General features: G+C 34.0%; 17 protein-coding genes and 1 tRNA gene. 11 read left to right on the forward strand and 7 right to left on the reverse strand.

All coding sequences use genetic code 11. From position 1 onward, the window contains the following. Together DM444_RS00725 and DM444_RS24075 are read left to right on the forward strand one after the other, a co-directional pair. Positions 1-204: hypothetical protein (locus DM444_RS00725; RefSeq protein ID WP_162614891.1), on the forward strand; the 204-nt coding region annotated here is incomplete at its 5' end. A 3-nt stretch (positions 205-207) separates the two neighbouring features. Then, positions 208-1,857, forward strand: a complete 1,650-nt coding sequence (locus DM444_RS24075) for a recombinase family protein (RefSeq protein ID WP_111283134.1) — start codon at positions 208-210, stop codon at positions 1,855-1,857. Here DM444_RS24075 and DM444_RS00735 read toward each other — a convergent pair. The 4 genes from DM444_RS00735 to DM444_RS00750 form a co-directional block, all read right to left on the reverse strand. Further along, positions 1,817-1,889 (reverse strand) — tRNA-Met (locus tag DM444_RS00735). The two genes, DM444_RS24075 and DM444_RS00735, sit on opposite strands and share 41 nt — an antisense overlap. A 91-nt stretch (positions 1,890-1,980) precedes the next feature. Continuing rightward, entirely contained in the window at positions 1,981-2,505 is a 525-nt protein-coding gene (locus tag DM444_RS00740; RefSeq protein ID WP_111283056.1) for a DUF4269 domain-containing protein, read from the reverse strand. Beyond that, positions 2,498-4,030, reverse strand: coding sequence for a glycosyltransferase family 39 protein (locus DM444_RS00745; RefSeq protein WP_111283058.1), 1,533 nt, complete (start codon positions 4,028-4,030; stop codon positions 2,498-2,500). The genes DM444_RS00740 and DM444_RS00745 overlap by 8 nt, the downstream gene beginning before the upstream one ends. Before the next feature lie 205 nt (positions 4,031-4,235). Further along, a complete protein-coding gene (locus DM444_RS00750) occupies positions 4,236-4,781 on the reverse strand; it encodes a DUF4494 domain-containing protein (RefSeq protein WP_111283060.1) in 546 nt (181 codons plus the stop codon). Positions 4,782-5,204: 423 nt separating this feature from the next. Between DM444_RS00750 and DM444_RS00755 the strand changes: the two genes are divergently transcribed. Next, positions 5,205-5,447, forward strand: a complete 243-nt coding sequence (locus tag DM444_RS00755) for a hypothetical protein (RefSeq protein WP_111283062.1) — start codon at positions 5,205-5,207, stop codon at positions 5,445-5,447. Between the two features lie 29 nt (positions 5,448-5,476). On the opposite strand, the gene DM444_RS00760 is transcribed toward DM444_RS00755, so the two are convergent. Together DM444_RS00760 and DM444_RS00765 are read right to left on the reverse strand one after the other, a co-directional pair. After that, positions 5,477-6,415: a hypothetical protein gene (locus DM444_RS00760; protein WP_111283064.1), complete on the reverse strand. Its 939-nt coding sequence runs from the start codon at positions 6,413-6,415 to the stop codon at positions 5,477-5,479. Positions 6,416-6,503: 88 nt separating this feature from the next. Continuing rightward, entirely contained in the window at positions 6,504-7,043 is a 540-nt protein-coding gene (locus DM444_RS00765; protein WP_111283066.1) for a helix-turn-helix domain-containing protein, read from the reverse strand. A 186-nt stretch (positions 7,044-7,229) separates the two neighbouring features. On the opposite strand from DM444_RS00765, the gene DM444_RS00770 reads away from it, so the two are divergent. After that, the gene (locus tag DM444_RS00770; protein ID WP_111283068.1) at positions 7,230-8,696 is read left to right on the forward strand and encodes a glycoside hydrolase family 130 protein; all 1,467 of its coding nucleotides are present in this window, start codon (positions 7,230-7,232) and stop codon (positions 8,694-8,696) included. 235 nt (positions 8,697-8,931) lie between these two features. After that, entirely contained in the window at positions 8,932-9,177 is a 246-nt protein-coding gene (locus DM444_RS00775) for a hypothetical protein (RefSeq protein WP_111283070.1), read from the forward strand. A gap of 235 nt (positions 9,178-9,412) precedes the next feature. On the opposite strand, the gene DM444_RS00780 is transcribed toward DM444_RS00775, so the two are convergent. Beyond that, positions 9,413-10,993 carry a tetratricopeptide repeat protein gene (locus DM444_RS00780; protein WP_111283072.1) on the reverse strand — a complete coding sequence of 527 codons (1,581 nt, stop codon included), beginning with the start codon at positions 10,991-10,993 and terminating at the stop codon, positions 9,413-9,415. Positions 10,994-11,431: 438 nt separating this feature from the next. Here DM444_RS00780 and DM444_RS00785 point away from each other — a divergent pair, with 438 nt between their 5' ends. From DM444_RS00785 to DM444_RS00810, 6 genes are all read left to right on the forward strand, one after another. Next, a complete protein-coding gene (locus DM444_RS00785) occupies positions 11,432-12,661 on the forward strand; it encodes a DcaP family trimeric outer membrane transporter (protein WP_239455548.1) in 1,230 nt (409 codons plus the stop codon). 37 nt (positions 12,662-12,698) lie between these two features. Further along, a complete protein-coding gene (locus tag DM444_RS00790; RefSeq protein ID WP_111283074.1) occupies positions 12,699-14,147 on the forward strand; it encodes an aspartate ammonia-lyase in 1,449 nt (482 codons plus the stop codon). 24 nt (positions 14,148-14,171) lie between these two features. Beyond that, on the forward strand, positions 14,172-15,239 hold the full coding sequence (locus DM444_RS00795; protein WP_111283076.1) for a type II asparaginase: 1,068 nt from the start codon (positions 14,172-14,174) through the stop codon (positions 15,237-15,239). A gap of 75 nt (positions 15,240-15,314) precedes the next feature. Further along, positions 15,315-16,328: a glutaminase A gene (glsA, locus tag DM444_RS00800; protein WP_111283078.1), complete on the forward strand. Its 1,014-nt coding sequence runs from the start codon at positions 15,315-15,317 to the stop codon at positions 16,326-16,328. A 54-nt stretch (positions 16,329-16,382) separates the two neighbouring features. Beyond that, a complete protein-coding gene (locus tag DM444_RS00805; RefSeq protein WP_111283080.1) occupies positions 16,383-17,492 on the forward strand; it encodes an amidohydrolase family protein in 1,110 nt (369 codons plus the stop codon). A gap of 101 nt (positions 17,493-17,593) precedes the next feature. Continuing rightward, positions 17,594-18,823 (forward strand): hypothetical protein, encoded by a 1,230-nt coding sequence (locus tag DM444_RS00810; RefSeq protein ID WP_111283082.1) that lies wholly within the window; start codon positions 17,594-17,596, stop codon positions 18,821-18,823. Positions 18,824-18,880 lie beyond the last annotated feature (57 nt).

An 18,880-nucleotide genomic window follows, 5' to 3' on the forward strand; every position in this document is an offset into this window, starting at 1 on the left:
ATTGAAAAACAAGGGGTTAGATTCTGTGAAGGAGAAAGTGGTATTTGTGATGCAGAAGAAAAAACTAAAACAAATGAAGGAAAATTAACAGTTGAAGAATTAAGAAAGTGCAGAGGTTTTGAAGAAATTTCAGAATTGGAGGGGAATGAGATAATCGAAAGCTTATTTCAATTAGCAGTGATTGTATATAATTTTAAAATGTAGATTATGGGGATTGAAAGTTTTAAGAAATTTCAGAAAGAGAAATTAGCCCAAAGGGCTGAGGTAAAAGAAATCTGGGGATACACAAGGGTAAGCTCAAAACTACAGTTAGTAAACAACAGCCTTGAAGAACAGCGCATAGAAATAATACAGTTTGCTTCCAAAAACGGCTATACGCTCAAAAATATGCTTGGAGGCACTTATGAAAGTGCTTCGGGCGATTTTACCAGAAAAGAGTTTACAAGATTATTGGAAGAGGTTAAAAGCGCAAAACAGAAACCTTTTGCAATCGCCATAAAATTTATCAGCAGGTTTTCCAGAACAGGAGGCAACGCCATAAGCATTGTTCATGAACTTGTGGATAAGCTCGGAGTGCATTTAATTGAAACTTCTTCGGGTCTCTGCACGAATGACGAGTACAGTAAACTTGATATTTACAGCAAGCTTTTAGACGCCAGAAGGGAAAACATGGACAGGCTTGAAAAAACAATTCCTGGTATGAAAGCACTGCTCAGAGCAGGAAACTGGCTAGGCAAAGCACCCAGAGGCTATACAATGAGAGGGAAGAAGGTTGGGGATTATGCTCTAATGCAGGAGAAGCAGTCTATTACTATCAATTTAGAGGGAGAAATTTTAAAGAAAGCTTGGAAATGGAAGCTTGCGGGAGAAAGGGATTATGTAATCAGGGAGAAACTCGCAAAGCTCAATTTAAATATTACAAAACAATCACTCGGTGCTATGTGGCGCAATCCTTTTTACTGCGGAATATCGGTGAATGCACTGCTTGAAGAGCCAGTGAAAGGAAACTGGACAGGTTTGGTCAGCGAGGAAGATTTTCTAAAGGTTGACAGAATGCTTTCTGAAAGCAAAGTTCCAGTTAAAGAATATTCTAAAAGCAAGATCAATGAGTTCAGACCATTGACAGGATTTTTAAGATGCGAATGCGGTAGCCTTCTGACAAGCTATGTGGTAAGAAAAAAGAATGCGCATTACTACAAGTGCCAGAAATGCAGAAATGCAAGTTTCAACGCGTTGACAACACCATATTCAAAAGCGGAAGGATTGAATGATTCTTTTGAAAAGCTATTATCAAGATATACGCTAAGTTCTCAATTTGTAGAGCCTTTCAAACTTCAGCTGAACAAGCTTTTTGATATCATGGAAAATGAAGGCAGGGAGGAAATGAAAGGTCTGCTTTTGAAGAAAAAAGATTTGGAGACCAAAATTGAAAATCTGGATAAACGCTATTTTGACAATCCGAATTTCGGAGATGAAAAATACAATAGATACTCGCTTCAATTTGATATGGAATTAAAAGAAATTGAACTTCAGATTATGGCAAACAGCAAAAAAATATCTAACCACGGCAGACATATCGATAAAGTAATAGAAAAAGTTACAAACATCAATAAATACTGGAAAGAAGGCGATATTGACAGCAAGATAAGAATCCAGAATCTGGTATTTCCTGAGGGATTGTCAATTAGGTCTGAAAACAGGGAATATCTAACTGGAAGAGTAAACTCGATTTTTGGATTAGTCCAAACGTTTGCAGGCATTGACAGAGGCAATAAAAAACAAAAAACCCACCAAAAATTTGATGGGTCATTCTCTGTAGCGGGAACAGGACTCGAACCTGTGACCTTCGGGTTATGAGCCCGACGAGCTGCCTACTGCTCTATCCCGCGATGTTTCGGGTGCAAAGATACATACTAAATACGGTTATGCAAATAATTTTAGTACTTTATTTTTTATAATTTAAAAAAACGATCCCTTTTTTCAGATTTTGTAAGCTAGTAATTCTTCGTAAACATTTCCTTTTAAGCCTAATAGCAAGCCAAATGCCGGTTCGGTTTTTATGCCGCTTTTTTTCAATTTAATGACCTCTAATCTGAAGTTTTCATCTCGAGAATGAAGAATTTTGTCTTCAATAATCATGTGTTTGTAACTATTTTGAAGTTTCGTTGGTATATTTTGTCCAAAGATTTCTACTTCAAAACCCTCAATAATGAAGTTTGCCACGATTGATTCTTGATTGTTAATTACGATTTCTCGAATAACAAAATGACTTTCTTTTTCGAACAATTGTTTAATTCTTTCAATAAAATCAAGTTTGTTTTCGAAACAACAGATAATATCCAAATCGCTGTTTTCAATATCAATATTTATTGGAATCGTGCCAACTAAAATTGGATCAAAATCAGTGAGATTTTCTAAAATTTTATTTTTCGTTAAAAGCTCAAATGCAGATTTTTGTTTTTGATTTCCTGTTTTTAAATAAGATATGTTTTTGAAATCAGTCATTTATGATGTAGTTTTTTTCTTCGTTGATTTCCTGCTCTAATCGCTTGTTGATATTGATTTTAGCATTTGTAAAAACAAAAATTGTAGTTCCGTATTCTCTCGCAAATTGATTATCAATTCGACCGCCAATAGCCGCTGATTCAAAATACGGACTAGTTTCTTTAAGCTCTTCGTTGTTTTCGTCAAATTCTTTTACGCGAATTAGGTTTTTATATTGAATATTCAAATCAAACCAATTCACATAATCGGCGTTGAAAGAAACCGCTTTTATTCCTTTTTTAGAATAATAATTAATTGCTCCAGCTTGTCCATAATTATCACAAAGGACAATAGTTTCTTTTTGATTTGGAAGTAAAGTATAAAGCGAATCAGTTTTGCTAGCCAATTCTTTCCAACCTAACATATCGGCAAAATCTTGAGGCAGATGGTGGTCTTTTCCATCTTCCCAACGCAGCATTCCTAGTTTTTTGTATTTCTCAGGATGTGCAACCATATATTCTGGGCTTTTGTTTGGAAAAGCAATATTGTAAATTGGAATGAAAAGCAGCAATGGAATTAAAATAAAAACGGGTTTTAGAAAACGTTTCCATCCTTCATTTAAAATTTCTGAAATAAAAACCGCTCCAAAAGCAATGTAAATTGGATACAAACCAATTGCATAATAAGCTTTTGCTTTGAAATAAATAAAAATTAAAAGTGTAAAAAAGAAAGAAGCAAAAAAGAGCTGGTAGTTTTTGAAAGGTTTATAAAATAAAACAGCATAAAGTCCGGCGAAAATCACTAATAATCCGCCGATGAAAAAGAGAATCTGTTCTTTCAAAAAACCAATTCGATCTACATTAACCAATTGTGTTTCTGCCAATTCTTTCATGTGATGCACAATTGGAAAATGGTTTTGATACTGCCAGAAAAGATTCGGAAAAATTAAAATTAAACCTAGAATTAAAGCAAAATAAAACTGTTTCTGCGCGAACATTTTTCTTTGTTTAGAAAGCAAAATAGCAGGAACTAATCCGAGTAATAAAAACAAGATATTGTATTTGTTCAAGAAGCCATAAGCGAAAATAACGGCTCCAAAATAAAGCCATTTTGTGTCTTCAGATTTCAGATATTGTATTAAAAGGTAATAAAGAATAGTCCAGCATAAAAGGTCAAAGGAGTTAGGCTGATAAAGCATATTAATGCGCAATAAACACGAAAATAAAACGCATAATGAACCAAGAATTAAAGCGTAAAGATTTCCTTTTAAAAGTTCGATTGTTTTCCAGACAAACAAAAGTGTCAAAGCGCCAAATAGAGCAGGGAAGAATTTAACCCAAAACACCGAATTTCCGAGAAAGAGAATTAAATGTGAGAACCAAGAAGTAACGGGCGGAACCGATAAATATCCCCAAGCCAAATGCTTTCCTTGATCCAGATGCAGATATTCGTCTCGCTGTAAATCGTATTCTGGGCTAATTAAAACATATTGCAGAATGAATTTTAGAATTATAAATCCGAATAAAATCAGGTTCTTTTTGTTCATTGGGTTTTGCTTTTGGGTTAAGGTTGTAATCTATAGCTAATATATTATTTATTTTGAATTAAAGTTAAAAAGATGAATTTTAGGAAAGTAAAAGCAGTTTCATTGCCACGAAAATATTTATAGAAATCAATTCGTAAAATTTTAGTCCATAAAAAAAGCCCTAGAACGATTCTAGAGCTTTTCAAATATTATAAATTGTTGAATATTATTCTTCCGCAGTTTCAAATTCCATGTGATCGATAATTTCTGCCTCAGGTTTTTCTGGTTTAGAAGCTTTCAAAGTATTGAATCTTTCCAGCATTTCTGTTTCGCCTTCTTCACCGCTGAAATAAGGAAAAACATCCATAATTGCTGTTTCTGAAATCGCTGGAATAGAATATTCTCCCATTGTATTTTTCATTACGTGAAGAGTGTTGTCAAAAGCTTCGCGAACATCATTTGCCTGAACTAGCATATACATGCTTGTTTTTCTTTCTTTCCCACTTTCTTCATCATAAGCAATTAAGGTGATTTTAGATTTAAACCATCTGTCCGCATTTTCAAAAGGATGAATTTCAGCATAATTTGCCACTTTTATAGCTGTGATTTTAAATTCTTCACTGGTATAAGCGGCCATTTCTTCGGTCATTCTTTTTTCTGCTTCTGTATAAGACAAAGCGTCAACCAAATAAGGTTCGGTTAAAACTTTTTGTCCTCCAGTTTCATCTGTTTTTCTATATTTTACTTTGCATTCGTACCAAGTTGCGCTCATCTCTTTTTAAATTTTAAGGATGCCAAAGATAAATTTTACTGGAAAATAAATAGTTAAATCTTCAAATAGATATTCACAATTTTAGATCCTTGTTGGTAATGTTTTGATGTTCTGAAAGTTGTGTTTTTAATAGTCAAGATGCTTTGTAATCGCATTCATTCTTTTCTGTTTTAGAAAAACTTGAAAATATTTTGGAGTTGTTTTTGATTGTAAGTAATTGTATTTCAATTATTTGATTTCATTTTTTGAAAGTTGTTTAAAAAATATGAATTTTCTTAAATCCAAATGGTCAATTTGAACGTATGTAGAAATAACAATGGCAGGGAATGAGGTAAATTCAAATGGTATTGGTTTTTGGAGCATATTGAATCTTACTGCATTTTTAGCCATTGTTTTTTTTATTAAATTTTAAAGAATAAAAGTTTGGGGAAATTAGACGTTCAAAAGTTAAAAGAGACTTTAAAATACTTAGAAAGCAAACAGCGTGAATTAAAAAAACAAAATCAAAATGATACGCGAAGCCTGGAATCGATGATTAAATATTTAAAAAAAGATATGATGGAACAGCACGATTTGGCCGATCATCATCAATTGATAAAAAAAGAAATCAAAGACACGGAAAGTTTCATTGAAAACGTTAAAAACATCATTAAAATCAATTCTTAAAAACCGTTTTTTATTGCTGAATTTTACTTTTATTCCAATTTAAATTTTTCGTTTTTGCAATCCAGAATCAGTTTGTGGTTCAGGAATAGTTTGTTGCCAATCATTCCTTGCATTCCAGAACGTTTCATTAAAAATTTTTGAAGATCCGATGTGCCTTCAATGTAAGTAACTTCAGAAAGGTTTAATAGTACTTTTTGAAATTGTATTTTCTTTTTCGCGGAAGCGGAATAAACACTCAGCGTATTTCCCCACGAATTTCCTTTTTCGGTTTTTATAACGCTATTCTGGATTCGGTATTTTTGCCAGATTTCTTTCGTTGTAATTAATTCATAACCACTGGTTCCAGAATCATATAGGAGTTTTAGTTTTTTATTTTCGATGATTGAAGGAATAAGAATTTTTCTTTTTTTGAATTCAAAATCAGTAAAATCATCTTCTTTAATTTTTTCAGTAAAAGAACATTGATTGTTTTTGAAATCTAAAACAGTAATTCGTTTTTCTAATAAATCTGTTCCGACTGTTCCAATGATATTTTCAGCTTTTGAATCCTCAAAACTGACTTTTTCGCCATAATTCAAAACTTCAAAAATATTCGAAGAAACATTCATTTTTCCCATTGTAAAATTGGTCGAAGTCTGATTGTTTTCAAGATCGATTTTAATTTGATTTTTAAATTGTTCGGCAATTGATTCTAATGATTTTTTATAGAAAACAGTAGTTGGCGAACCTGAATCAAATTGCATGTAAAAGGTTTTATTTATTCCGTCAATTTTTATGGGCAAAAGCAACGCAGAATGAGCATTTTCAATACTTGAAATCCATTTAATTGGAATATTTTCTGCAATCCCAGAAACTTTCAAATAGTTTTCTGACGGAGTGAATTTCTTCTGAAAATAAAAATATCCTCCCAACAAGAATAAAACGATAAAGGCTAAAAACCCGACTGCAATTTTCTTAAATAATTTCATGGTTTATTTTTTCTGCAAGATTCCGATTTCGTTTCCGATTTTCGTGCAAAAACAATACGACAGTTTTACGTCAATTTTATGAATTGAATTATAAGAAGTTGTTTTTCAGTTTTATAACTAATTCTTGTTTTTGGTTTAAACTGATTCCGTTTAAGATTACTATCAAGAGTTTTAAGCAAAGAAATGCAATTAAAGGAACGATAAAAAGCGGAAATTTTAATGTAATTGCATTCTGAAGAAACGGACTAGCAATCATCAAAATAGAAAGAACAAGACTCAAAACAATTTGAACACTTACGATTTGTTTTCCTAATTCTTTGTTTATTGAATCTTTGGTTTTATAAGTTAAAATTAAAGGAAAAATGATGCTTCCAAACGGAATGATCAATCCTGACAAAACAGAAAGATTAATGATTTTAGCCCTTTCGATTTCGATATTTTCCTTTTTGATAATCAGATTTTCGGAATCAGTTTCTAGAGCTTCGGCAATTGTTTTTAAAGTAAAACCTTTAAGAATATTTCCAGCCTCAATTCTCTGAATCGTTCGTAATGAAAGACCAGATTTTTCGGCAAGCTCATTTTGAGTCAGGTTTTTTTCTTCCCTCAAAAATTTAACATTATTCTTCATTGCTTTTGGTTAGTGTACAAGACGAAATTATGAAAAAACTTTTGATGAAATTACCCCAATAAAAGAGGTGTAATTAAACGTAAATTTTAAGTTTTAATAAAAATTAAGTTTTTTTCTTTAACAAAATTCACTAACTTGTTGTGTAATAAAAGATTCCTAAATGTTGTAGTCACAAAATTTCCAGTTATGCGAGTATCCGTTGTTCGAAAAAATATAAAACTTTTACCAGATTCAAGAAGAGTTGTTGCCCGATATTTTATGAATGGGCAAGAAAGAACCCAGCAAATGGTACTTCGTATAATGTTGTTGGACGAAAAGCAAGTCTTGCAAACTTTAGAGCAGACACTTCGTGAATTTGCTCGAAGACACCGTAATATTTCGACAGTTTTCTTTAGACACTGCGAAAGAATAAGGCCTATAATTGAAGAAATGAAAATCAATTATGAAACGTTGTCTCTCGACCGCAAAATGCTGATTGGGTCTTATTGTACAATGGAATATGCGATTGAATCTGCGGCGATTTTTAATCCTTCAATAGTAGAAGATTTTGATCAGACAGGACTCGAAGCAGGAGAAAAACGTGTTATTATTTCTTTTCGTGCTACAGGTGAAGGTCATATTTCGTCAATTGTTTTTAGAAGAGCAATTTTAGACCGTGAAAATAATCTGCATATAATGAAGATTGGAAATCATATTGATAAAGCAGAAATTGAACATAAAACCTTATTTAATAAAGAACGATTTTTAACGAAATTGTACGAAATGCATACGGCGGATAAATATATTGTCCAGATTATGCAGGATCTACCTGAAGAGTTTGAATTTGCCATTCTAAAAAACATGCTGGTTGAGGCTTTAAGCGATCCTTTAATTCGAGAAGAAAGAAAGGTAGCGCTGGAAGAGATTTTATGGCTTGCGAATTCTTTTTACGATCTACAATTTAAACATGATTCAGATATAACAGAACGCGTCATATTCCCGATTTCTGATTCTGAAAGTCGCGGAATAGAAGATGCTCGTTTTGTACGTTTTACAGATGATAACGGTTCGAGTCGTGTTATGGCAACTTATACGGCTTATAACGGACATACAATTCTGCCTAAATTAATCTCAACCGAAGATTTTTATAGTTTTAGAGTAATGCCGCTTCATGGCGAAGGTGCACAGAATAAAAATCTGGCATTATTTCCTAGGAAAGTAAAAGGAAAATATGCCATGCTTGCGCGAATTGATGGCGTTAATAATTATATTATGTACTCAGATCGAGTGACGCAATGGAACACGCCTATTTTGTTGCAAGAACCAAAATTTACTTGGGAATTAACCCAAATAGGAAATTGCGGTTCTCCACTTTGGACCGAAGAAGGATGGCTTGTAATTACACATGGAGTAGGAACAATGAGACGTTATTGTATTGGTGCGTCATTGTTTGATCTTGATGATCCGTCAAAAGAAATTGGAAGGCTTACAGAGCCATTGCTTTCGCCAATGGAAGACGAGCGTGAAGGTTATGTGCCAAATGTGGTGTATTCTTGCGGAGCAATTATTCATAACAATAGTTTGATTCTTCCTTATGCCGTATCCGATTATTGTTCAACTTATGCAGTGATTGATATGATTGAATTGCTGGATGCGCTTAAGAAAAGCAAATAACAATGATCTGAATGAAATTAGTTTTGTCTGATTTTACTTATTGAATGGGTTAAAGTCTATTTTTTGCATTAAAAATTTAACGAAACCTTAATGTGAAAACAGGTATAAATACGGGGGTGTAAATTGTTGGATATTTATACATTCGCCGAAGAAGGAAAAAAACGAATCAATCCCCTTAAGATTAGTTTTTTGACTTTATAGTGTTAGCAAATATTAAGAACAAACGGCTAAAACGATGAAATTTGTAAAAGGACAAGATGTATCCTACACTGCATTGAGTGGGAGATCTTATGAAGCGACCGTTATCGAAAGAAAAATGGATTTTAAAAAGGGGCTGATCATAAAATCTACTTCAAAAGAAAGAGATTTTCATTATCTGATTGAAATTCAAAAAAATGGTACAACAGAGAAAATTCTATGTGCCGAAAATCATCTTAGATTATTGGAAAAGAAAAAACGATTAGCAAAGAAAATGGCTTAATTACAACAGGTAATAAACGCTGTAATCTTTTCTATTATAGTTTCTGGCATTTCTTTGTGAGTATGCCAAACATTTTGTACAATATATTTTTCTGATTTTTTGAATGTTAGTAAAATTCAGAGTTCTTTTTGTGATGAGTTATATTAAACAATTCACTAAACTTATAAATAAATATACGCAAAGCTTTATTATTTCGCTTTGCGTATTTTTTTTTTGAACTCAATTTATATAAGAATCAAAAGTCATCTTTTAATCCGATTCTTTTTAAGCTGTTTATGATTCTAAAAACAATTTCTTCAGAAAACATAAAACTAGATAGTATTTCTTTTATTTCGGTTGCAATTAAAGGCTGTAGTTTTATAAGGTTGTTTAAATGTACTTTCGCAGCAGTTTCTTCACTCAGCAGAGACAGAGAAACGGCTTTGAGCAAAGGATCCCAAATGGTCTCGTCAAAATCCATTTTTTCTGCCCAGTATAAAGACTTTTGATACTCTTTTTTGTGAATGTAATAGTAACAATATCCAACGCTAATCCACCATGGATGTGCAGGATTCATGTGGGTGGCATTTTCTAATAAATTAAAGCCTTTTTCAAAATAACCTGCAAAAATCAGTATACAGCCTATTCCTGAAGCAATACCAGAAGAATTAGAATTCATTTTTATGCATTGCTCTGCGGCATAAAGACAGTTGTCTTGATCTTTTCTAAAACAATGCAAGAGAGCTTGTGCATACCAAGCTTGCTGGCAATTAGGATCAATATTTAAGGCTTTTGTGATACAATGACTGCTTTTCTCGATTGTTTTTTTGCAATTGTCTAATCCTAGTGCAATAGAAGCTAAATGCATTTCGCCTAGCATTGCCCAGGCTATTGAATGGTTTGGGTCTAATTCTACGGCTTCAGTTAAATTAGAAAGAGCAGTAGCATAATTTTCTATAGAATAGGAACATTGGTATTCATGATAGCTGCATATTGCTTTTAAAATGCTAGAGTTGTTTGATATTTTAGATGGAGAAGTCTTTACCATTTCTTTAAAAATAGTACCATAGTAACCGCCCATGGTAGAAACAATGTCTTTTACAATTTCATTTTGAATTCTAATCCCATCATCAATAGTAGTGGGAGTAAATACTTTTGTCGAAATGAATTTTCCTGAAGATGAGCTTATAAGACTGATCCTTATGTGAAGTTTGTTATCGACAATTTGAATATGCCCTGTAATAATAAAATCTGCTCCAATCAGATTGGCCGCTTCTAAAATGTTTTCATTAATTTTTGAAATAGCCCCAGGAGAAAAATGTCCAATAACAGATATATCCTGAAAACGGGAAAGTTCTGCACTGATTTCTTCGGAAAGAATCTGCGAAAAGGCTTCTAAATCTGGTCGGTGGGCCATTGTTTTAAAAGGAAAAACGGTAATCAAAGGACTGGTTTTACTAGTACTGACAGGGAGATCAGTATGTCTCATTTTATTATTATGAATAAACTCTGGAACATAACCGCCTTTTGGCACATTAATGATAACCGAATTGTCTTTTCCGTCAGAAGAATAATATTCCGAAAGTAATTTTCTTAATCGTCCTGCATGAATGCGAACCATGGCGTCATCATGCGGATTAAAATGGGAAGGTCTGCTTAAAGCATTTACAGCTATAGAGTATTCTTTAATAAACTGCTGTCTTTCATCGATAGTCTCTGTGACAATATAGCGCAGAAAATTACTTAAAAGAGTTGAGTTCTTAAAAGAATAAAACTTTAAAACATTTTCCAGCTCATTATAAATTTTATCCGGGGGGATTTTTTTTATAGACTCCATAATAAATTATTAGAAAATTATTAATGTCAAAAAAAACTCACTGCGGCGTATAAAATGTTAAAGACCAAATGCTTATGGCGTTATAAATTTATGAAAATTTTTAACATGTTAGTATTATTAATCTGATATTTTAACGGTTAAATGTAACGGTTATTAACTCTAATCGTCGGCAGGCATTGATTATATTTGTTTGATTATCAGTGAAAAGCGTTTATTTTTTTGTCTTTTTTGATGAAAAATGATTACCCAATGTGAAACCTGATGGAATTTTTTGTCTCTATACAAGAAATTTTCACAAAAATGAAGAAGACTTTTCGGCATTAAAAACCAATAATTGAGAATACAGATTTTTTTAAAAATAAAGTGTCTTTTATTTTAAACCCATATTGTAAAAAACGGAATGAATAGTAAACCCACAACAAACAAACTATAATCATTATGAAAAAAAAATTTTTATTAATGGTAAAGATCAGGTATCGTGCCATTATAATTTGTTTTCTTATAGCAAATCTTGTGCAAGCTCAAGATGATAGCGCTAAAAAAAGTATGGAAATCTATGGATTTATTATGACTGATATTGGTTATAATTTTAATCAAATTCAATCAGATTGGTATGATGTGGTAAGGCCGACTAAACTGCCTTCTTTTGAAAATGAGTACGGACCAGATGGTAATTACTACGCTTCTGTACGTCAGACTAGATTAGGTTTTAAAAATTATTTTGATACAGGACTTGGAGAATTAAAAACACAATTCGAATTTGAGTTGTTCGGAACAGGAGTAGATGCTGGTCAGACTACTTTTCGTTTGCGTCATGCCTATGCTGAATTAGGAAAATTTGGGGCAGGACAGACTTGGAGCCCCTTTATGGATATTGGAGTATTTCCAAATTCATTAGAGTATTGGGGGCCAACTGGAATGGTGTTTTTCCGTAATATTCAAATACGGTATATGCCTATCCAAGGAGATACCCGTTTAACAATTGCATTAGAAAGACCTGGAGCAAGTGCCGATCAAGGAGATTATGCAAATCGTGTGGAATTGCAAGGAGTAAAAGCAAGATTTCCGTTGCCAGACCTTTCAGCAGAATATCATCTAGGAACAAAGTGGGGCTATATTGAGTTGGCTGGTATAGTAAGAAAAATTGAATGGAAAGATCAAAATAATGACCAATTTGATTTGTCTGGAGATGCAGTAGGATGGGGACTTAATTTAAGTACCAATATCAATTTTGGAAAAAGTGATGTTTTTAGAGGACAAGTTGTGTACGGTGAAGGAATACAAAACTACATGAATGATGCGCCAGTAGATGTCGCTATTGAAACCAATCCTAATAATCCTGTAACTCCCGTAAAAGGTGTTGCGCTTCCTTTAATTGGGGTTGTAGCCTTTTTAGATCACACTTGGAGTGATAAGTTTAGTACTTCGCTAGGATATTCGATGATTGATATCGATAACACAGACGGACAAGAAGACGACGCTTTTAAAAAGGGACAATATGCTCTGGTAAATCTTTTATATACTCCTGTGAAAAATTGTATGGTAGGAGTTGAATTTCAGTGGGGTGACCGCGAAAATTTCAACGACGGATGGAATACTTCCATTAGTAAACTACAGTTTTCTTTTAAATACAACTTCTCAGAGTTATTCTATAGAAAAAATCAATAAAGTAGTTTCTGCTATTTAATCATAAAAAAAAGAAAACATGTATAAAACTATACAATATCTAGTATTGTTCGGATTGTCTATAAGTGCTCTAAACGCTCAGACCCGAACTGAAAAAGATCTTTTAGGAGAAAAACAGATTCCAGCAAATGCGTATTATGGAGTGCAAACAGCTCGGGCATTAGAGAATTTCCAAATTAGCGGAATGACAACTCAATTCTATCCTGACTATGTAAGAGCTTTTGCAATGGTTAAATTGGCCGCAGCGCGTGCCAATGCAGATGTTGGCCGACTTAAAAAAGACAGACTTGCTGCTATAGAAAAAGCGTGTCAAGCAGTAATTGACGGAAAATATCACGATCAGTTTCTGGTTGATTTGTATCAAGGAGGAGCTGGTACTTCTGCTAATATGAATGTCAATGAAGTGCTAGCGAATATAGCATTGGAACTTAGTGGACATAAAAAAGGAGAGTATCAATACATTGAGCCTCATGATGATTTAAATATGGGACAATCTACAAATGATGTGTACCCAACAGCTATAAAAGTGGCATTATTGCTTCATAATGATAAATTGGTCAAAGAAGCTGATCTTCTTGCGAAAGCATTCCACAAAAAAGGAGATGAATTTAAAGACATCATAAAAATGGGAAGAACCGAAGGGCAGGATGCTGTTCCAATGACAGTTGGACAAGAGTTTCATGCCTTTGGTAATCAGCTTGATGCTGAGATTGATGCTTTAAAAAAATCGGAAGTTTTTTTATGCGAACAAAATATGGGAGCTACAGCTATTGGAACGGGAATTACTGCTTCTCCAGGATATGCTGAAAAAGTAGCGACACATCTTGCAAAAATTACTGGAAAACCAATTGTAATGAGTAAAGATCTTATTGCCGCAACTACGAGTCAGCAAGGATTTGTTATGTATTCATCTACACTTAAAAGTATGGCAGTTGCATTATCAAAAATAAGCAGTGATTTGATAATCTTAGCTTCAGGTCCTCGTACTGGCCTTTTCGAAATTAATCTTCCTGCACTTCAGCCGGGATCTTCTATTATGCCAGGGAAAGTAAATCCAGTAATGCCAGAACTTATGAATCAGTTATGTTTTAAAGTAATGGGTAACGATCTTACGGTAACTCTTGCGGCACATTCTGGTTTATTGCAATTAAATGCTTTTGAACCTGTTGAAGCTATTGCCATGATGGAATCACAGGGATTGTTTTTTAAAGCAATGCCATTGTTTAGAAAAAATTGTATTGATGGTATCACGGTTAATAAAGACATTTTAGCGCATTACATGGACAGAAGTGTTGGTATTGTAACGGCTCTTAATCCTATTCTGGGTTACGAAAAAACTACCGAATTAGCTAAAGAAGCACTTTCGACTAATAAAGGAATCTTGGAGCTTATTCGTGAAAAGAAACTGTTGACAGAAGATCAGATTAAAAAACTTCTTGATCCAGTAAGCTTAACAGGGCAAAAATAATCATCATCTTAAAACAAAATAATCATGAAATTAAATATAAATTTTTGCAGCAAAATATTTTTAATAGCAATGCTTTCACTAAGCATCGGCATGTTTGGACAGGCAAAACCTAAAGTTCTTATTTTGGCAACTGGCGGAACTATTGCTGGATCAGCAAAAACTGGTGTTCAATCTGGATATACTTCTGGACAAGTAACTATCGATGCAATGGTAAATGCAGTTCCAGATGCTATGAAACTTGCAGATATTAAAGGAGAACAAATTTCGAATGTAGGTTCTCAGGATATGTCATTTGAAATCATGCTTAAAGTTGCAAATAGAATTAACGAATTAGCTTCTAGCAAAGATGTAGATGGTTTCGTAATCACACACGGAACGGATACAATGGAAGAAACCGCTTATTTTTTAAATCTTGTTGCAAAAACAGACAAGCCAGTTGTTTTGGTTGGTTCTATGCGCCCTTCAACGGCTATTAGCGCAGACGGACCTTTAAATCTTTACAATGCAATTGCGGTTGCTGCAGATCCTAAAGCAAAAGGACACGGAGTGCTTTTGGTGATGAATGACTGGATTCATTCGGCACAATCTTTAACAAAAGTAAGTACAACAGCCGTACAGACTTTTATGTCTCCAATTCGCGGACTTATCGGAACTACTTCTTACGGAGTAAATGATTTCTTCCATTATCCTGATCAAAAATTTGGAAAAACCTCAGAATTTGATGTTAAAGGTGTAAGCTCTTTTCCTCGTGTAGATATCATTTATGCTGATGCAGATATGAAACCGGATCTAATCGATGCTTCTATAGAACGTGGAGCAAAAGGAATCGTAATTGCTGGAGTTGGGAACGGAAACATGAACAAAGCTTCTCTTGACGCTTGTGCGAAAGCCAGTAAAAAAGGAATTATCGTGGTAAGAAGCACACGTGTTGCTACAGGAATTGTAGGACGTAATGTGGAATGTAATGATGATGAACTTGGACTTATTGCTTCATACGGGCTAAATCCGCAGAAATCTAGAATTCTATTGTCTGTTGCATTACTTAAACAGAGAAGTCTAGCTGAACTTCAAAAAATATTTGAAGAATACTAAATATTTTAAAAATCTATTTCCGATTAAGTTATTCTCAATTGAAAGTAAACCATAAACCAATTTAAACAAGGCAAAATGAAAACAAATCTTAGATTTATAATTCTGATAATATTGATGCTGGTTAATCCATTGTTTAAAGCAATTGCTCAAAAAGAATTATCTTATCAAGCTGCGATCGATCATGCATACGACAAATACAAAAATCTGCAAGAAGGTAAAAATGCAGATTACATAAAGGAATTAGCCAATGTTGATCCGAATATTTTTGGAATTGCCATTGTAACTACCGATGGTAAAGTGTACAGTAAAGGAGATTTAGGCCAGCGTGTATCAATCCAATCTATATCGAAAGTTTTTACACTGGCACGACTTATCGAAGAACAAGGTCCAAGAGCTGTAGCAGAAAAAATTGGAGTTGATGCAACGGGTCTTCGTTTCAATTCTATCGTTGCAGTTGAACTCCAAAAAGGAAAAGAAATCAATCCTTTGGTAAATCCAGGAGCAATTGCCGCAGTGAGTTTGGTAAAAGGAAATGATTCTGTTGCCAAATGGAAAAATATTCTAGATACGCATAATGCTTTTGCTGGAACTAAACTGCTATTAAATAAGCCAGTTTACATAAGCGAAGCTGGAGATAATTTGCGAAATCAGGCAATTGCACATTTATTGTTAGCATACGGACGTATGTATTTTGATCCCGTTCAATCTACAGATATTTATACAAAACAATGCGCTATAAATGTTAATGCAAAAGAGCTTGCAGTTATGGCATCGACTTTGGCAAACGGAGGTGTAAATCCAGTTACAAAAGAAAAAGTGGTTTCGCCAGAAACTTGTGCTTTTACTATGGGAATTATGTCTACAGCAGGACTTTATGACGATTCTGGCCAATGGCTATATGCAGTTGGCTTGCCAGCAAAAAGCGGCGTAGGAGGAGGTCTTATTGCGGTTTGTCCTGGCAAATTCGGAATTGCGGTTATTTCGCCTCCGCTTAATGCGGCAGGAAATAGCGTAAAAGCCCAAAAAGCTATTTTTGATATAGCAAAAGAGCTTGGTGTAAACCCTTTTATTGTTACACCTAAAAAGTAAACTTTTTAAGATTTTAAAAGTGATAAATTAAGTTGAACATAAGCTCTAGAAAGTATGCAGAAAAAAATAAAACTGAAGTCAATACTGTTTCTTTTATGCATACAGTCTGTTGTTTTATTTGGACAAAAAAAAGCACAAAAAGAGGAGTATTTATTTAATGACAGCCATTTTCATCTAACCAATTACATTCAAGAAGGAATATCTGCTGATAGGTTCTTAGAAATAATGGGAAATAAAGCTGGGCGGTCTACTTTATTTGGAATTCCGTTGCAGCAGCAATGGTCGTATCAAAATTCGGGTAATTACAGTCCGACATATTATTTACAGACAGATGCACCTTTGTATTACTATTCTTTTACCGATGCCTTTATTGCCATGCAGTATAAATCGCTTAGTAAAGAGAAGCAGGCAAGATTAGATCCTATGATTACAGGATTTAATCCGTCAGATATGTATGCTTACAAACATATTGAACGCGTACTGCGAACCTTTCCAGGGGTTTTTACAGGAATTGGAGAATTTTCGATACATAAAGAATTTGTGTCTGCAAAAGTTGCTGGAGAAGTAGCCAGTTTAACCAATCCGGCTTTAGACAGTATTTTGGATTTTGCAGGAAAAGTGGGTTTAGTGGTTATTCTTCATAATGATATGGATATGCCAATGGCAAAGCAAAAAACAGAACCCGTTTATCTAAATGATATGCGGGATCTGCTCAAACGTCATTCAAAAACAACTATAATCTGGGCGCATATCGGACTTGGAAGAATTGTGTATCCAGCAGGTTACGGAAACGATTCTACAACAGACAGACCGCCAAATCATATCGATATTGTAACAAGCATATTGGATGATCCTGCTTATTCCAATGTCTATTTTGATATTTCATGGGATGAGGTTGCAAAATACATCGTTTCATCGCCAGAAATTATTAAGAAATGTGCGGAATTAATGGATAAATATCCCGACAGATTTTTATTCGGGACAGATGTAGTTGCGCCACCAGATCAAAAATTTTATTTGGCTGTTTACGAAAAATATCAGCCGCTTTGGAAAGCTCTTAAACCTGAAACAAGTGAAAAAATAAGAAAGCAGAATTACATCAAGCTTTTTGATAATGCACGCCAAAAAGTACGTGCCTGGGAGACAGCCAATGTTAAACAGTAATTTTTATTTGTTAAGGCAGTATTTAAATTAATAAAGCCATTTTTATGAAATTAAGATATCTTCTTTTGCTATTAATAAGCCAATTTTCATGGGGTCAAATTATGAATACCACAATGCCCGACAGTATCACTGTTAAAGAATCTGACGAAGGACATCGCGGAGGAAGTGGCTTTAAGCTGGCAGATGGTAAATATGGTTCAATGACTCTTTCTTTTTATGTTTTAGTTCGATATTTAAATCAAATGGGTATAGATGACAGCTATACCAATCATAACGGAGATGTTATTTCTATTGATAGAAGGCAAGATCTTCAGTTTCAAAAATCGAACCTTTATTTTAGAGGCTGGGTTGCCGACCCAAAAATAAGATATACTGTTTTCGTCTGGACTTCAAATGCAACTTTAGGACAAGGTGCACAAATTGTAGTAGCGGGGAATTTACAATATAAGTTTAATAAATATTTTGAGTTAGGAATTGGTATAAATGGTTTGCCATCTGTTCGTTCTATTTTGGGTCAATGGCCCGAGTGGCTCAGATCAGATGCCAGACCAATTGCCGACGAATACTTCAGAGGTTCTTTTACAACAGGTATTTACGCACAAGGACAAATTACAGATAATGTCTTTTACAAAGCTATGCTAGGTAACAACCTTAGCCAGTTAGGTGTAGATGCTGGACAGCTAGATAATAAAATGGATACTTGGAGTGGCGCAATTTGGTGGACAACCAATAATTTTGGAAGAATACCAACTTATGGCGATTACGAAAAACATGCTAAACCAGCTACAATTTTAGGAGGAGCTTATACACGAAGCACTGAGAACCGCCAGTCTCAACCTGACACAGATGCACCAGAAAACTCTCAAATTAGATTATCTGATGGTACTGGTATTTTTTCTTTAAATGCTTTTGCGCCAAATACTCAGGTAATCAATGCCAAATATCAAATGACAGCGATAAATACTGGCGTAAAATATAATGGTTATTCTTTCGATGCAGAAGTATTTATGCGCTGGTTGTCAGATTTTGAAACAACAGGCCCTATTCCTGTAACCAAACTTTTTGATTCAGGTTTTACGCTTCAAGGTTCTGCGATGCTTATTGATAAAAAACTGCAGGCATACGGTACTTATTCTTATATAAACGGAGATTACGGAAAACCGTGGGAAGTAACCTGCGGAGTTAATTGGTTCCCTTTCAAAACCAAATTTTTCCGCATAAACCCAGAAGTAATGTACGAAAGCCATGCGCCAGTTGGATATTTAAGTTATCCGACACAAGTGGGATCAAAAGGAGTAATTGGCATGCTCAACGTTGAATTGAATTATTAGTAATAACTAAAATATGCCTGTATTTGCAAACCTATTTTTGGACCCGTTTGTAAAATT

The organism is Flavobacterium ginsenosidimutans, from assembly GCF_003254625.1.
GTDB classification, from domain to species: Bacteria; Bacteroidota; Bacteroidia; order Flavobacteriales; family Flavobacteriaceae; genus Flavobacterium; species Flavobacterium ginsenosidimutans.

Excerpts from the sequence above, each read along its gene's own strand:
- DM444_RS24075 (WP_111283134.1), top strand. The coding sequence starts at position 208 with ATGGGGATTGAAAGTTTTAAGAAATTTCAGAAAGAGAAATTAGCCCAA.
- DM444_RS00740 (WP_111283056.1), bottom strand. The coding sequence starts at position 2,505 with ATGACTGATTTCAAAAACATATCTTATTTAAAAACAGGAAATCAAAAA.
- DM444_RS00745 (WP_111283058.1), bottom strand. The coding sequence starts at position 4,030 with ATGAACAAAAAGAACCTGATTTTATTCGGATTTATAATTCTAAAATTC.
- DM444_RS00750 (WP_111283060.1), bottom strand. The coding sequence starts at position 4,781 with ATGAGCGCAACTTGGTACGAATGCAAAGTAAAATATAGAAAAACAGAT.
- DM444_RS00760 (WP_111283064.1), bottom strand. The coding sequence starts at position 6,415 with ATGAAATTATTTAAGAAAATTGCAGTCGGGTTTTTAGCCTTTATCGTT.
- DM444_RS00765 (WP_111283066.1), bottom strand. The coding sequence starts at position 7,043 with ATGAAGAATAATGTTAAATTTTTGAGGGAAGAAAAAAACCTGACTCAA.
- DM444_RS00770 (WP_111283068.1), top strand. The coding sequence starts at position 7,230 with ATGCGAGTATCCGTTGTTCGAAAAAATATAAAACTTTTACCAGATTCA.
- DM444_RS00775 (WP_111283070.1), top strand. The coding sequence starts at position 8,932 with ATGAAATTTGTAAAAGGACAAGATGTATCCTACACTGCATTGAGTGGG.
- DM444_RS00780 (WP_111283072.1), bottom strand. The coding sequence starts at position 10,993 with ATGGAGTCTATAAAAAAAATCCCCCCGGATAAAATTTATAATGAGCTG.
- DM444_RS00785 (WP_239455548.1), top strand. The coding sequence starts at position 11,432 with ATGAAAAAAAAATTTTTATTAATGGTAAAGATCAGGTATCGTGCCATT.
- DM444_RS00790 (WP_111283074.1), top strand. The coding sequence starts at position 12,699 with ATGTATAAAACTATACAATATCTAGTATTGTTCGGATTGTCTATAAGT.
- DM444_RS00795 (WP_111283076.1), top strand. The coding sequence starts at position 14,172 with ATGAAATTAAATATAAATTTTTGCAGCAAAATATTTTTAATAGCAATG.
- glsA (WP_111283078.1), top strand. The coding sequence starts at position 15,315 with ATGAAAACAAATCTTAGATTTATAATTCTGATAATATTGATGCTGGTT.
- DM444_RS00805 (WP_111283080.1), top strand. The coding sequence starts at position 16,383 with ATGCAGAAAAAAATAAAACTGAAGTCAATACTGTTTCTTTTATGCATA.
- DM444_RS00810 (WP_111283082.1), top strand. The coding sequence starts at position 17,594 with ATGAATACCACAATGCCCGACAGTATCACTGTTAAAGAATCTGACGAA.